The sequence below is a fragment of the Kutzneria sp. NPDC052558 genome (genome assembly GCF_044547355.1).
Taxonomy (GTDB): domain Bacteria; phylum Actinomycetota; class Actinomycetes; order Mycobacteriales; family Pseudonocardiaceae; genus Kutzneria.
Genome location: NZ_JBIUAG010000012.1, coordinates 69974 through 84764, shown reverse-complemented (window position 1 = coordinate 84764; position 14791 = coordinate 69974). Strand labels below are relative to the sequence as shown.

General features: G+C 71.1%; 12 protein-coding genes. 4 read left to right on the top strand and 8 right to left on the bottom strand.

What is annotated here, in order from left to right; all coding sequences use genetic code 11:
• The first annotated feature begins 114 nt into the window (after positions 1–114).
• Positions 115–1431, top strand: coding sequence for a citrate synthase (locus ACIG5F_RS22350; protein ID WP_396520308.1), 1317 nt, complete (start codon positions 115–117; stop codon positions 1429–1431).
• 122 nt (positions 1432–1553) lie between these two features.
• Here the strand turns inward: ACIG5F_RS22350 and ACIG5F_RS22345 are convergent, their stop codons facing one another.
• Positions 1554–2000 carry a hypothetical protein gene (locus tag ACIG5F_RS22345; RefSeq protein WP_396520306.1) on the bottom strand — a complete coding sequence of 149 codons (447 nt, stop codon included), beginning with the start codon at positions 1998–2000 and terminating at the stop codon, positions 1554–1556.
• A gap of 50 nt (positions 2001–2050) precedes the next feature.
• Between ACIG5F_RS22345 and ACIG5F_RS22340 the strand changes: the two genes are divergently transcribed.
• On the top strand, positions 2051–3370 hold the full coding sequence (locus ACIG5F_RS22340) for a cryptochrome/photolyase family protein (RefSeq protein WP_396520303.1): 1320 nt from the start codon (positions 2051–2053) through the stop codon (positions 3368–3370).
• On the opposite strand, the gene ACIG5F_RS22335 is transcribed toward ACIG5F_RS22340, so the two are convergent.
• The 4 genes from ACIG5F_RS22335 to ACIG5F_RS22320 form a co-directional block, all read right to left on the bottom strand.
• On the bottom strand, positions 3357–4535 hold the full coding sequence (locus ACIG5F_RS22335) for an ABC transporter permease (RefSeq protein WP_396520301.1): 1179 nt from the start codon (positions 4533–4535) through the stop codon (positions 3357–3359). The genes ACIG5F_RS22340 and ACIG5F_RS22335 overlap by 14 nt on opposite strands.
• Positions 4532–5452: an ABC transporter ATP-binding protein gene (locus ACIG5F_RS22330; RefSeq protein WP_396520299.1), complete on the bottom strand. Its 921-nt coding sequence runs from the start codon at positions 5450–5452 to the stop codon at positions 4532–4534. The genes ACIG5F_RS22335 and ACIG5F_RS22330 overlap by 4 nt, the downstream gene beginning before the upstream one ends.
• A 324-nt stretch (positions 5453–5776) precedes the next feature.
• Complete coding sequence (locus ACIG5F_RS22325) at positions 5777–7231, bottom strand: glycerol-3-phosphate dehydrogenase/oxidase (protein WP_396520297.1); 1455 nt, start codon at positions 7229–7231, stop codon at positions 5777–5779.
• Positions 7228–7824 (bottom strand): TetR/AcrR family transcriptional regulator, encoded by a 597-nt coding sequence (locus ACIG5F_RS22320; protein WP_396520295.1) that lies wholly within the window; start codon positions 7822–7824, stop codon positions 7228–7230. Before ACIG5F_RS22320 ends, ACIG5F_RS22325 begins: the two co-directional genes overlap by 4 nt.
• Before the next feature lie 16 nt (positions 7825–7840).
• On the opposite strand from ACIG5F_RS22320, the gene ACIG5F_RS22315 reads away from it, so the two are divergent.
• A complete protein-coding gene (locus tag ACIG5F_RS22315; RefSeq protein ID WP_396520293.1) occupies positions 7841–9469 on the top strand; it encodes an FAD-binding oxidoreductase in 1629 nt (542 codons plus the stop codon).
• A gap of 9 nt (positions 9470–9478) precedes the next feature.
• On the top strand, positions 9479–10432 hold the full coding sequence (locus ACIG5F_RS22310; RefSeq protein ID WP_396520291.1) for an N-isopropylammelide isopropylaminohydrolase: 954 nt from the start codon (positions 9479–9481) through the stop codon (positions 10430–10432).
• Positions 10433–10521: 89 nt separating this feature from the next.
• Here the strand turns inward: ACIG5F_RS22310 and ACIG5F_RS22305 are convergent, their stop codons facing one another.
• From ACIG5F_RS22305 to ACIG5F_RS22295, 3 genes are all read right to left on the bottom strand, one after another.
• Entirely contained in the window at positions 10522–11535 is a 1014-nt protein-coding gene (locus tag ACIG5F_RS22305; protein ID WP_396520289.1) for an NADP-dependent oxidoreductase, read from the bottom strand.
• 102 nt (positions 11536–11637) lie between these two features.
• Positions 11638–12003 (bottom strand): hypothetical protein, encoded by a 366-nt coding sequence (locus tag ACIG5F_RS22300; protein WP_396520287.1) that lies wholly within the window; start codon positions 12001–12003, stop codon positions 11638–11640.
• Positions 12000–14780 carry an FtsK/SpoIIIE domain-containing protein gene (locus ACIG5F_RS22295; protein WP_396520285.1) on the bottom strand — a complete coding sequence of 927 codons (2781 nt, stop codon included), beginning with the start codon at positions 14778–14780 and terminating at the stop codon, positions 12000–12002. Before ACIG5F_RS22295 ends, ACIG5F_RS22300 begins: the two co-directional genes overlap by 4 nt.
• Between the last annotated feature and the right edge of the window lie 11 nt (positions 14781–14791).

The following is a 14791-nucleotide window of genomic DNA, read 5'->3' as shown; positions in this document are numbered from 1 at the left end:
CGACAGGACCCCAACGGGGCGGTGCTGCGGTGCGGTCACCCCGGTTCCGTGCGCTCGCTCGACACCTTCGCTGTGAGCCCAGCGGCGCCCCGTCTGAGCGTGAGAGGGATTTTGATGCCCGACGCGACGACTGCGCCGAATACCGACCTCCGTACCGTCGCGCTGCGTTATGCGGGCGGAGAGCACGAGATGTCCGTGTCGCTCCCGACAGAGGGCGCACCAGGCATAGATCTCGGTAAACTCCTCGCGAAAACCGGGATGGTAACCCTCGACCCCGGATTCGTGAACACCGCTTCATGCTCCTCCGAGATCACCTACATCGACGGTGACGCGGGCATTCTGCGTTACCGTGGTTATCCGATCGAGCAGTTGGCGCAGCGGTCCAACTTCATCGAAGTCAGCTACCTGCTCATCTACGGCGAGCTCCCGACGCAGGCCCAGGTCGAGGAGTTCAGCCGCCAGATCAGCCGCCACACCCTGCTGCACGAGGACCTCAAGCGGTTCTTCGACGGCTTCCCGCGCGACGCGCACCCGATGCCGGTGCTGTCCTCGGCGGTGTCCGCGCTGTCCACCTTCTACCAGGACAGCCTCAACCCGTTCGACGACACGCAGGTCGAGATCTCCACCATAAGGCTGCTGGCCAAGCTGCCGACGATCGCCGCCTACGCGTACAAGAAGTCGATCGGCCAGCCGTTCCTCTACCCGGACAACAAGCTGGGCCTGGTCGAGAACTTCCTGCGCATGACCTTCGGCCTGCCGGCCGAGGACTACGACGTGGACCCGGCCCTGGTCCGCGCCCTGGACCTGCTGTTCATCCTGCACGCCGACCACGAGCAGAACTGCTCCACCTCCACCGTGCGGCTGGTCGGCTCGTCCGAGGCCAACCTGTTCGCCAGCATCTCCGCCGGCATCAACGCCCTGTTCGGCCCGCTGCACGGCGGCGCCAACAGCGCGGTGCTGGAGATGCTGGAGAAGATCCGGCAGGACGGCGGCAACGTCGACGAGTTCGTGCGCAAGGTCAAGAACAAGGAGGACGGCGTCCGCCTGATGGGCTTCGGCCACCGGGTCTACAAGAACTACGACCCGCGGGCCGCGATCATCAAGAAGACCGCGGACGAGATCCTGGGCAAGCTCGGCGGCGACGACCAGCTGCTGGAGATCGCCAAGAAGCTCGAGGAGACGGCCCTGGCGGACGAGTACTTCGTCTCGCGCAAGCTGTACCCGAACGTCGACTTCTACACCGGCCTGATCTACCGGGCCATGGGCTTCCCGACCAAGTTCTTCACCGTGCTGTTCGCGCTGGGCCGGCTGCCCGGCTGGATCGCCCACTGGCGCGAGATGATGAAGGACCCGGCCACCAAGATCGGCCGCCCGCGCCAGCTCTACATCGGCGAGGCGGAGCGCAACTTCGTGCCGATCGACGAACGCTGAATCGATCGCTGAACCGGTCCACTTTCCCGTTTGGAAGGGGGCTTTCCTCCACTCCGAGTGGAGGAAAGCCCCCTTCCGAGCGTCAGGGGCCGGGCGCAGGGGCCGAGCGCAGGGGGCGAGCGTCAGGGGGCTGGGCGGGGGGAGAGGTGGTGGGGGAGGGAGAGGGTGAGGAGGGTGATCAGCAGGCCTAGCCAGTGAGCCTGTTGTGGGGCGGTGGCAGTAGTCAGGACGCCCAGGGCCAGGGACAGGCCGAACAGGACGATCCAGAGCAGGCGGGGGCGGCTGATCAGGGAGACGCCGACGTGCCGGGACGCGGAAAGGCTGCACAGGACGGCGACCATCAGCTGGAGCACCGGCAGGAACGGGTCCAGCGCGATGGCCGGCCAGCGAACCGGCGGGGCGTCACCGAGGTGGGTGAGGGCGGTGAAGGCGGCGCCGGGGTCGAGCACGAACGCCCCGTCGGGCGTGATGGTGACGAAGTACGTGAAGAAGGCGCTGACCACGCCGCCGAACAGGCCGAACAGCAGGCCCGCGGTGGAATGTGTGTACACTGTGCGCCGGTCGCCCATGACCCTCCCCGCTGTGCGGCTGTGACGCCCTCACCGTAGCGTCGGTGGGCATGACCCCGCCCGCGATCATGTGGTTCCGCCGCGACCTGCGCCTGGGCGACCAGCCGGCGCTGCTGGCCGCCGCCGACAGCGGCGAGGTGCTGCCGCTGTTCGTGATGGACGATCGGCTGCTCAAGCCGGCGGGCGAGCCGCGGCGGCGGTTCCTGTTCGACTGCCTGCGGGCCCTCGACCACGACCTCGGCGGCCGCCTGCACGTCGTCAGCGGCGACCCGGCCCGGGTGGTGCCGGAGCTGGCCGCCACGATCGGCGCGGGCAGCGTGCACGTGTCGGCCGACACCGGGCCGTACGGGCGGGAGCGGGACGAGCGGGTGGCCAAGGCGTTGGGGGACACGGACTTCGTGCGGACCGGATCGCCGTACGCGGTGACGCCGGGCCGGGTCCGCAAGGCCGACGGCCAGCCGTACCGGGTGTTCACGCCGTTCCGGCGGGCCTGGCTCGACCACGGCTGGCGGCAGCCGGCGCGGTCCGATGTGGACAGTGCTCGGTGGATGAAGCTCAAGGGCGGTGAGCGGGTGCCCGCCGGCAAGTCGGAGTTGCCGGCGGGGGAGCGGGCGGCGCTGGAGACCTGGCAGGACTTCCGGGACGGCGCCCTCGCCGACTACGACACCGGCCGGGATCGCCCGGACCGCAACGGAACCAGCAAACTGGCGGCGTATCTGCGGTGGGGCTGCGTGCATCCGCGGACCCTGCTGGCGCAGCTGAAGCCCGGTCACGAGACGTTCCGCTCGGAGCTGGCCTGGCGGGAGTTCTACGCCGACGTGCTCTGGCACCGGCCGGCCACCGCCCGGGAGAACTACGACCGCAAGTTCGACAAGTTCGAGCACGACACCGGAAAGGCCGCGCGCCAACGGTTCCAGGCCTGGTGCGAGGGCCGCACCGGCTACCCGGTGGTGGACGCCGGCATGCGGCAGCTGCTGGCCGAGAACTGGATGCACAACCGGGTCCGGATGATCGTGGCCAGCTTCCTGGTCAAGGACCTGCACCTGCCGTGGTGGTGGGGCGCGCGGCACTTCATGCGGCACCTGATCGACGGCGATCTGGCGTCCAACCAGCACAACTGGCAGTGGGTGGCCGGCTGCGGCACCGACGCGGCCCCGTACTTCCGGATCTTCAACCCGATCACCCAGGGCGAGAAGTTCGACCCCAACGGCGACTACGTGCGCAAGTACGTGCCGCAACTGCGTGGTGTGCCGGGGAAAGCCGTGCACAAGCTGGGCAAGCTGCCGGCCGACTACCCGGCGCCCCTGGTCGACCACAACCACGAGCGCCGGGTGTCGCTGGACCGGTACGAGGCGGTCAGGACGCCCTGAGCGCGTCCAGCACCCGCACCCGGCCGCCGGTCTGGAGCACCGCGTTGCGGTAGATCCGCCCGGACAGCCAGGTGACCAGGGCGATCGCCGCGATCATCAGCACCACCGCCAGCACCACCTGCCAGCCCGGGGCCACGCCGAGCGCGATCCGGGCCGGCATCAGGGTCGGCGTGAACAGCGGGAACAGCGACAGCACGGTGCTGATCGTGTTGGTGGGGTTGGGAATCAGCAGGTTCAGGCCGACAACGAAGGCCAGCGTGGGCAGGATCGAGATCGGCGTGATCGCCGACTGGAGCTCCTCCTGGCGCGACACCAGCGAGCCGGCGGCGGCCATCAGCGCGGCGTACAGGAAGAAGCCCAGCACGTACCAGCCCAGCGCGCCGAGAATGGCGCCGAAGGCCACCGTGGGCAAGGTGAACGCGCCGCTGGTGTTGGCCAGGGCCAGGCCGGCGGCGGCGATGATCGCCACTTGGATCAGCCCGACCACGCCGATGCCGAGGATCTTGCCCAGCAGCAGCTGCCACGGCCGGATGGTGGCCAGCAGGATCTCCACCACCCGGCTGGACTTCTCCTCGACCACGCCCTGGGCGACCGCGGTGCCGAAGGTCATGATGGAGATCACCAGCACCACCCCGGTCACCAGCGACAGCGCGATCCGCTGCCCCTGCTCGGGATCCGGCGCCTGCTGCACGACCACGTCCACCTTGGCGTTCTGCGCGGCGGCCACCGCGGCCGCCGGCAGCTGGGACTGGGCGATCAGGCCCTGGATCGCCTGCGCCCGGACCAGTTGCTGCAACGCGTTGCGCAGCACCGGGTCCAAAGTGGACTTCACGACCGCCTGCGGCTCGCCCAGCGGGCCCTCGACCAACACGTCGAGCTGGCCGTCGCGGACCTGCTGCTCGCCGACGTCCTTGTTGTCGACGGTGCTGATCTGCACCTGCTTGCCGAGCGCGGCCGCCTCGGCGGCCAGCGGCTGGGACATGGCGGTGGCCTGCCCGGTCAACCCGATCTTGGTGGTGTTCTCCTTGCCGATGAAGGTGAACAGCACCACGTAGGCCCCGAGCACGGCCAGGATCAGCACGGTGCTGATCACGAACGACTTGCTGCGCAGCCGGGTGGTGAACTCGCGGCCCGCGACCAGGCCGATCACGCGGGTGACGGTCACGATGCCTCCTGTTCGGTCACGACGTTGCGGAACAGCTCGGTCAGGCTCGGCCGCAGCCGGGTGAACTCCCGCACCGGCCCGGCCTTCAACGCCGCCGCCAGCACGTCCTGGTCGTCGGCGCCCTCGCCGAGCTCGACCGTGACGCGGCCGCCGTCGACGGCGACCACGCGGACCCCGGTCAGCCCGGCCGCCCAGCTCACCTCGTCCCCGTCCGGGTCGGCCCCGTCCACCACCAGCCGCACCGGGCCGCTCTCGCGCAGCTCGGTCACGCCGCCGTTGGCCACCATCTGTCCACTTCGGACGATGCCGACCCGGTCGCACAGCCGCTCGACCAGATCCAGCTGGTGGCTGGAGAACAGCACCGGCACGCCCCGCGCCGCCTGTTCCCGCAACACCTCGCTCATCAGGTCCACGGCCACCGGGTCCAGCCCGGAGAACGGCTCGTCCAGCACCAGCACCGCCGGATCGTGCACCAGCGCGGCGATCAGCTGCACCCGCTGCTGGTTGCCCAGGCTGAGCTTCTGCACCTCGTCGTCGCGGCGCGGCCCGAGGCCCATCCGGTCGAGCCAGCCGTCGGTGGCCCGCCGGGCGTCGCCGGCCGACATGCCGTGCAGCTGGGCCAGATAGACGAGTTGCTCGCGGGCCTTCATCTTCGGGTAGAGGCCGCGTTCCTCCGGCATGTAGCCGATCCGCCGCCGGGTGGCCAGATCCACCGGCCGGCCGTCGAAGCGGACCTCGCCCGCGTCGGCGGCCAGCACGCCCAGGGCGATGCGCATGGTGGTGGTCTTGCCGGCCCCGTTGCTGCCGACGAAGCCGAACAGCTCGCCCGCGTGCACCTCGAACGTCATCTGGTGCAGCGCTTGCACGTTCCCGTAGCGCTTGGAGATCCGGTCGATCTCCAGCACTCCCTCAGCCACGGTGCTCTCCTTCGGCGATCTGGGTGTTGCTGGCGACCAGCACGAGGCTCATTAAAGCCACGAACGGACCAAGTGGCAGCCGTCTGATCGGCGGCGCTGCGAAAATCACAGCGGCGGCAACCATGCTCCACGTGGCGACGAGGAACCCAAGGTAACCGGAGCCGCCGCGTGGCGCGAGTTCGCGTTCATCCGACAGCCGCGCCGACCGCTCGCCCAGTGTCGTCTGTGAGCATCTTGTTCCGCATCCGCAACGCGGCCGTGATCAGGAGCAGGACTGCCGGCTGCCAGCACCCCGGCGCAGTGTTGCAAAAACCTAACAAGCCGTCAACGAATCACGCGATGGAGGGCGCGCTCCCGGTCGGCGGGCACGAGGCCGATGCGGGTGCGGCGGTCGAGGACGTCGTCGGCGTCCAGGGCGCCTTCGTGGTCGTAGGCCCAGGCGATCTCGGCCTCGGTGATGTCGCCGAGGACGGGAGTGGGGCGGTCCAGGGCCACCAGGAGGGGGGCCTCGGAGCCGTACTTGGCGACGAGGCGGGAGGGGGCGTCGACGGGACAGCGAGTGGCGCCGACGAGGGGAATGTCCTTGGTACGGCCGGGAATTGTGGTCAGATGAGTGGCGTCGACGGCGTCGGCGGCCATGCGGCGGTAGGTGGTGAGCTTGCCGCCGACAACGGTGATCACACCCTCGGGAGAGGTGAGCACGGCGTGCCGGCGGGAAAGATCCGCGCTGCGGGAGCCGTCCTGTTCGATCAACGGGCGGAGGCCGGCGTAAGAGCCGATGACGTCGGCGGGAGTCAAGGGCTGTTGCAGGACTGAGGAAGCGACCCCGAGCAGGAAGTCCACATCGGACTGCGGGACGGTGGGCACATCGGGCAGCGGACCGTCCACGGGCTCGTCGGTGAGGCCGATGTGGACCCGGTCGTCGGACTGGGGCAGCACGAGCGCGAAACGGTTGGTGGAGCCGGGAATGGGAACGGTCAGCGCGGTGGAGCCGATCGTCACGGCGGAGGCGCGCACGACCAGGTGGGAGCCGCGCGACGGGCGCAGGCGAACGGACGGCACAAGGGAGCCGGCCCAGACTCCGGTGGCGTTGACGACGCGGCGTGCCCTGATCGCGAATTCGTTGCCGGTCAAGGTGTCCACGACCTGAGCGCCGTCGCCGGCCAACGCCGTCACGCGGGCCCGGGTCAGGATCCGAGCGCCGAAGCCGGCGGCGGTGCGGGCGAGGGCGACGACCAGGCGGGCGTCGTCGATGAGTTGGCCGTCGAACGACAGTAGTCCGCCGGTGAGACCCAAAGCGCGTACGCCTGGTACAAGCGCGAGGGTTTCGGCGGCGGAGATGCGACGCGGGGGTGGCAGCACGCGGCTGGGGGTGCCGGCGGCGCGGCGGAGCAGGTCGCCGGCGCGGAGGCCGGCCATGACCAGCGAGCCGCGCTGTTTGCCATGCAGGGCAACGATTTGCGGTAAGGCGCGGACGAGGTGCGGGGCGGTGCGGGTCATCAGGATGCCCCGCTCGACGGCGCTCTCGTACGCCAGCCCGACCTCGCCGTGGGCCAGGTACCGCAGGCCGCCGTGCACAAGCTTGCTCGACCAGCGGGAGGTTCCGAAGGCCAGGTCGTGGGCCTCGACCAAGCACACCGACAGCCCGCGCGAGGCGGCGTCGAGTGCGGTCCCGACGCCGGTCACGCCGCCGCCGACGACCAGGAGGTCCACGACCGCGCCGCCGGCGACCTCGGCCAGTTCCCGCGACCGGCGGGCGGCGTTCAACGACGTCTTCACGGCCGCAGCGCCCCCTCGATCATCAGCGCCAGTTCGTCGAAGACGGCGTCCGGATCCAGCTCGGCGATCGCCGGCCGGACCGACAGCACGAACGACTGCACCATCAGCAGCAGCGTCCGGGCCTGCACGTCCAGGTTGCCGGCCCGGACCGAGCCGTCCTCGTGCCCGGCGGCCAGCTCCACCCGGAGGAACTGCTCGGCGATGCGTTGCGTGGCCCCGAGCCGCTCCACGACGTAGGGCAGCAGCAGTTCGGCGTCGCGGTCGAGCACGGCGGCCATCAGGGGGTTGGCCAGCAGCCGCCGGATGGTGCCGACGCCGCCGCTGACCAGCCGTTCGCGCGCGGTCCGGCCGGGGCCGACCTCGCCAAGCAGCGCGCCGAACTCCCTGGTCATCAGGGCCGCGACCAGGCTCCGGACATCGGGGAAGCGCCGGTAGAGGGTCATCCGGCTGACGCCGGCCTCCCGGGCCACGTCGGTGAGCGTGGTGCGCCGCACACCGACCAGCAGGACGCACTTGTGGGCGGCGTCCAGCAGGACGTCGTCTCCGACTCGGGCGCCGTGACGCTCTCGGCCGATGTGACGTTGTGACGACATGTGTAACACTGTAGCAATGGAACCGGGGATCGATCACACCCTGCGCGGCGGCTGGACGCTCGGCGAGCACGTGCTGCCCCCGCACGCGCTGCGCTGGCTGCGGGCCAGGACCGGCCTGGCCGAACACCCGACGCCGGTCGCGCCGGACTCGGTGCTGACCGTGCCGGAGCCGGAGCTGTCGATCGTCGGGAGAGCGGCGCTGGAGGCCGTGGTCGGCCCGGAGAACGTGTTGCTGGACCGCGACTCCCGGCTCGGCCGGGCCGGCGGAATGTCCTATGTGGACCTGCTCAGGCACCGCGGCTGCGGCGACCTGGCCGTGCCGGACGCGGTGGTGCTGCCGGCCGACCCGGACGAGGTGGTGGCCGCGCTCAAGGCCTGCGCCGAGCACGACATCGGCGTGATTCCCTTCGGCGGCGGCACTTCCGTGGTCGGCGGCGTGACCGCGCTGCGCGGCGGCAAGCACGCGGTGGTCGTGCTCGACCTGGCCCGGCTCAACCGCCTGGTGTCCATCGACCCGCTGTCACGGCTGGTCGTGTTCCAGGCGGGAGTGCGGGCCACCGACGCCGAGCGCATGCTCGCCGCGCACGGCTTCACCCTCGGCCACTTCCCGCAGTCCTTCGAACGGGCCACCATCGGCGGCTTCGCCGCGACCCGCTCAGCCGGGCAGGCCTCGGCCGGCTACGGCCGGTTCGAGGACATGGTCGACGGCGTGCGGCTGGCCACCCCGCTCGGCGAGCTCAACCTGGGCGTCGCCCCGGCCACCGCCGCCGGCCCCGACCTCAAGCAGCTGGTGATCGGCAGCGAGGGCGCGTTCGGCGTGATCACCGAGGTGACGCTGCGGGTCCGGCCGGTGGCCACCCACACCCGGTACGAGGGCTACTTCCTGGACGGCTGGGACAAGGCCACCGACGCGATCCGGGACCTGGCCCAGCATCGCGTGCTGGCCGACGTGACCCGGCTGTCCGACACCGACGAGACCGAGGTGCAGCTGGCCCTGACCGGCGGGGTGCGGGCCGGCGCGGTCAAGGCCTACCTGCGGGCCCGGCGGGTCGCCGACCCGTGCCTGCTGATCCTGGGCTGGGAGGCCGGGTCCGCCGGCGAGCTGGCCGTCCGTCGCGCCGGGACGCTGCGGGCGCTGCGGGCCCACCGCGCGGTGCGGCTGGGCCGGCTGATCGGGGAATCGTGGCGGCACGGCCGGTTCTCCGGTCCGCGCCAACGGGATTCGCTGCTGGACGCCGGTGTGTGCGTGGAGACGCTGGAGACCGCGACGCACTGGTCGCAGCTGAGCACCCTTCGCTCGGCCGTGCGAGGGGCCTTGCAACGGTCGCTGAACCGCGCGGTGGTCATGTGCCACGTGTCGCACGCGTACGAGACTGGGGCCTCGCTGTACTTCACGGTGCTGGCCGCGCGGGCCGACGACGACCCGATCGGGCAGTGGCAGCGGGCCAAGAAGGCGGCGTCCCAGGCGATCGCGCCGCTGGGCACGATCACCCACCACCACGCCGTCGGCACCGATCACGCGCCGTACCTGGCGGGCGAGGTGGGGGCGCTGGGCATCGAGGTGATGACCTCGGTGAAGCGGGCGCTGGACCCGACCGGCGTGCTCAATCCCGGAAAGCTGTTGCCGGCGGCCGATCGGGGTTAACCTCCCGAGATGAGTGGAGAACTGCTGATCAGGGGCGTTCGGCCGTGGCCGAGCGCGGCCGAGCTGCCCGCGGTCGACGTGCTCTGCTCGGCCGGCCGCATCGACCAGATCGGGGTCGGGCTGGCCGCCCCGGCCGAGGCGCCGGTGGTCGACGGCGGGGGCGGCGTGCTGCTGCCGTCCTTCGTCGACGCGCACGGCCGGCTGGACGCGTTACGTCCCGGCATCACCATGGTCCGGGCCCACGTGCCGGTTGACGAACTGGACGAGGCCCTGGCCCGGCGGGACGAGCTGCTGGGCCGGGTCGAGGTGCAGCTGGTGGCTCTGGCGCCCGCCGGCGCGATCACCGGCATGGACGCCCTCGACGCCGCCCTGACCGCCGGCGCGGACCTGGTCGGCGGCGTCGATCCGGCCCGGGTCGACCGGGATCCGGTGCGGCACCTGGATGTCGTGTTCGGGCTGGCCGACAAGCACCGCTGCGGCGTGGACATCCAGCTCGACGATCCCGGCGAGCTCGGGGCGTTCGAGCTGGAGCTGATCTGCGAGCGGACCGCCGCGCTGGATATGCGCGGCCAGGTCAGCGTGGTGCACGCCACCGCTCTGTCCACTGTGGACCCGGACCGGCAAGACGAGCTGATCGACCGGCTGGCCGAGGCCGACGTGGCCGTGGTCGCGACCCGGCCGCTGCCGCTGCGCAAGCTGCGCTGGGGCGGCGTCCGCGTCGGCATCGGCGGCATCGACGTGTGGCAGCTGGCCGAGGCCGAGGGCTACACCGCCGACCCGATGATCGAGATGTGCGCCGACACCGCCACCCGGGGTGGCGCGGCCGTGCTGGGCGAGCGCGACCACGGCCTGGTCGAGGGCGACCGCGCGGAATTCGTGGTGCTGCCCGGGGACACCGTCGCCCAGGTGATCCGCCAGGGCCTCGCCCCCACCCTCGTCGTCCACCAAGGCCGCGTCGTTTAACCCCAAACCAACGTCATGAAGGGCCCCATCCTCACGTTCAACGTCAGGATGGGGCCCTTCATGACATCAAAAAAGGGCGGGGGGAGGGGTCAGTCGGCGATCTTGACGAGCATCTTGCCGGTGTTCTCGCCGCGCAGCATGCCCAGGAACGCCTGGCCGGCGTTCTCCAGGCCGTCCACCACGGTCTCGGTGTACTTGAGCTTGCCGCCGGCCACCAGCGGGGCGACCTCGGCCACGAACTGGGGCTGGAGGTCGTAGTGGTCGCCGACCAGCAGGCCGCGGATGGTCAGGCGCTTGGCGATGACCTGGGCCAGGTTGCGCGGGGCCGGGGTGGCCTCGGTGGCGTTGTAGCCGGAGATCATGCCGCAGACCGCGACCCGGCCGTGCACGGTGAGGCTGGCCAGCGCCGCCTCCAGGTGGTCGCCGCCCACGTTGTCGAAGTACAGGTCGATGCCGTCCGGGGCGGCCTGGGCCAGCAGCTCGGTGACCGGGCCGTCCTTGTAGTTGAAGGCGGCGTCGAAGCCCAGCTCCTCGGTCAGGTACTTGACCTTGTCCGGGGTGCCGGCGCTGCCGATGACCCGCTTGGCCCCCTTGAGCTTGGCCAGCTGGCCGACGACCTGCCCGACCGCGCCGGCCGCGCCGGACACGAAGACGGTGTCGCCCTCCTTGAACTCGCCGGAGCGCAGCAGGCCGGCGTACGCGGTCAGGCCGGGCATGCCCAGCACGCCGAGATAGGTGCTGATCGGGGCGGCCTGCGGGTCCACCTTCACGGCCTGCTTGGGGTGGATGACCGCGTAGTCGCGCCAGCCGGCGAAGTGCAGCACGATGTCGCCGACGGCGAAGCCCTCGACGTCGGACTGGACGACCTCGCCGACGGCGCCGCCCTCCATGACCTTGCCGACCTCGAACGGGGCGCTGTAGGACTTGACGTCGTTCATTCGGCCCCGCATGTACGGGTCCACGCTCATGAACAGGTTGCGCACCACGAGGCGACCGGGCTCGACCACCAGCGGGGCCTCCGCGACCTCGAAGGTCTGCTCGGTCGGCCAGCCCTTCGGCCGGGCGGCGAGCCGGATCTCGCGGACGGTGGTCGGAACGGACATGGCGAAGCCTCCATTTTCGAGACTGATCAGTTCAGTAATTGACGCTCATCTCAGACAACACCTTGGCCCTCGCCGGCTGTTCCCGCGAGTGGCGACGGTCACTCACCGGCCGAGAATGCCCTTTTTTCGGATGGCGTCGATCAGCGCCAGCTGCGTCCGCTCCACCTCGGCCTCGTAGAACTCCAGCGGGCGCGGCGGCACGCTGGTGTCCGGGCGGGGGATGGGCGTCACCTGCATCCAGCGCTCGTGGAACAGCTCGCCGACCGCCTTGAGCCACAGCTCGTCGATCTGGGACATGCTCTGGTCGGCCCGCACCAGCATCTCGTTGGTGGCGGCCATGGCGTCGTCCAGCCGCTCGGTGACCACGTCGCCCCGCTCGGCGTTGTGCTCGCGCATGTCCTGCACGGCGTCGTCGATCCAGCCGATGATCTCCTTGTAGCGCTCGGTCGCGCCGATCGCGTCGTTCACGGCTGCTCCCCATCGGTGTCGAACGGGATGACCACCTGCGGCCGGGCGTGCTCGAACCGATCGAAGAACAGGCCGCGGCCGGGCCGGGGCGACCAGGTGATCAGCTGGCCCGGGGCGTAGGTGTTGAGGTCCTGGCCCTGCACGTCGAAGGCGACCCAGGAGCCGATGTCGTCCGCGGACGCGCCCATCATCAGCAGGTTCTTCAGCCGCGCGGGGCTGCGCCACCAGCCGATCAGGTGGGTCCGGTGCTCGGGGCCGCTCCTGAGCACCTGCCGGAAACTGTCCACACCGGACACCCGGGTCTCCGGATCCTTGGTCTCCAGCACCGAGTTCGCGGCGTCCATGCCGTACAGCACGAGATAGTGCGGCACCGGCTGCTCGATCACCGCGCCGGACAGCCGCCCCTCCAGCTCCTTGGCCACCAGGCCCAGCTGCTGGCGGATGCCGTCCAGGCCGACCTCGGCCACCTCGTGCCCGAGGCCGCGCAGCCGGGCGGCCAGCGACTCGGCCGCCGGCATCGCGTCGTCGATCATCGGGGCCACGGTGAACCGGGCCTGGCCGGGAAGGTGTTGCCGGGCAAGGGAAAGCGCGGCGGCGGCCAGCACGCTGGTCGATTCGTTCAGCACGGAGCCGAACACGGCCACGTTGCGGCCCGGCGCGCGGGCCAGCGACACCCGGGCCGCCCGGTCCTCGACGTCGATGACCTGTCCCAGCAGGACGGTCGGCGCGCGGCCGGAAACCGGCTCCAGGGCCCGGAAACCGGGCATGTCGGCCAGCACCGGCACCCGGCTGCCGTCGAACAGCCGCGGCACCGGGAGGTCGGACGGCTTCATCTCGAACAGCCGGGACTGCACCCGGTCGACGGTGCCGCGGCCGGTGGCGTCGGGCACCCGGGCCATCTCGTTGCCCTGCTTGACCCCCGACTCGTGGTTGACGATCGCGTGCCAGCGCGGCAGGGTGATCGCCTCGTTGTTGCCGTCCACCAACACCCGGCGCGCCTTGGGCAGCGCGACCCGCACGGTGAACTGCTCGAAGATCGCCGGCTTGCCCCAGAACGCCTCGATACCGGACACGTCCTGGCTGGCCAGCACCAGGTGGATGCCCTGCGACCGGCCGCGCCGGGCGACATCCTCCAGCAGCGCGGTCGCCTCCCGGGTGACGGCGTCCTTCTCCGCGAACAGGTACTGGAACTCGTCGACCACCGCGATGATCCGCGGCCAGCGGCCGTCCGGGTCCTCGGCCCGCAGCTCCTCCAGCTTGGTGACCTCGTGCGCCTTGGCCGCGTCGGCCCGGCGGCGCATCTCGTCGGCAAGGAAGCGCAGCAGCGCCACGCCGAACTCCCGGTCCTGGTTGACGTTCACGCCGACCAGCCGCGCGTTCGGCAGCCACGTCGGGTCCTTGCGGCCCGGCGCGAACTGGGCGAAGGACACGCCCTCCTTGAAGTCCAGCAGGTACAGCTCCAGCTCGGCCGGCGAGTAGCGGGCGACCAGGCCGCCGAGCATGGCGTAGAGGAAGTTCGTCTTGCCCGAGCCGCTCGGGCCGCCGATCAGCACGTGCGGCGAGCTGTCCCCGATGGTGATCGGCACGGCCACGCCGTCGCGGTGCCCGATCGGGGTCTGCACGCCGGAAGAGGACTGGTAGGACCAGAAACGCTCGGGCAGCAGCTCCTCGAACGTGCACACCCGGCTGCGGCGCTCCTCCAGCGCGGCGGCGATGGCCGCGCAGGCCCGCGGCACCATCTCCCGGGGCAGCACCGGATCCACGTGGAAGGTGGCGTGCTCGCCGGACATCGTGGTGCGCCACGGCCGGTCGTCGAACAGCTTGACCGTCTCAATAGGACTGTTGACGGTGATCGGGATGTCCACCAGCACCAGCTGCACGCCGGCGGCCAGGCCGTTGCGGGCGATCCGCTGGAGCTTGTGCAGCTCCTCGTCCTTGAGCGCGTCCGGCCGGCCGAACAGCACCGCGACCCGCCACGGCTCGGTGCGCAGCCCGGCGTCGGACTCCATGGAGCGCAACGAGTCGTGCCCGCCGACCAGCACCGTGGTGTGCACCTTGCGGATGTGCTCGGCCAGCTCGTCCAGCATCTCGCCCGGCCGCGCCGGGTCGTGCACGGTGAGCAAACCGGCCCGGGTCAACGGATACAGCCCGGGCAGCGAGCCGGTGAGCTGGCCGACGTCCCAGACGTGCACGTGCACCAGGCCGGGCTGGAAGTGGCTGAGCACCCGCAGCAGCAACGACTCGACCAGGTTCTCGGCCTGTGGCCGGCTGGTCGACGAGGTGAAGATGGCCAGGTGTGACCGGTCCAGCAGCGGCACCGCCACCGGGAACGACACCGGCACCGGCGAGGTGGTGGCCACCGCGGCGCCGATGCGCCACAGGCCGGGCACCGGGCCGCGGCCGTCGACCGTGCCGATCTGGCCCAGCCAGTTCTCGTAGTCCTCGGACGCGCTGCCCGGGGCGGCCTCGGCGACCAGGTCGGCCAGCGCCCGCGGACCGTTGTTGGTCCACTTGGCGAAGGCCTGCTCCCAGTCCTCCTTGGCCTGGGCCACGATCGCGGCCAGGCGCGGGTCGGTGAGCGACTCGGCGTAGTCCGGATCACGCAGCGCCTGGTCGATGCCCTTGGCCCGCAGATCCTGCTCGAACGTCTCGCGCGCCTGCTGCACGGCGGCCACGTCGTGCGCCCGCTTGGCGGCGCCGCGGGCCGCGGCGACCGCGTCGTGGAAGGCGGCGAACGCGTCCTGTATCCGTTGCCGGCGATCGTTTCGCCTGTTCAACGCCCACCTCT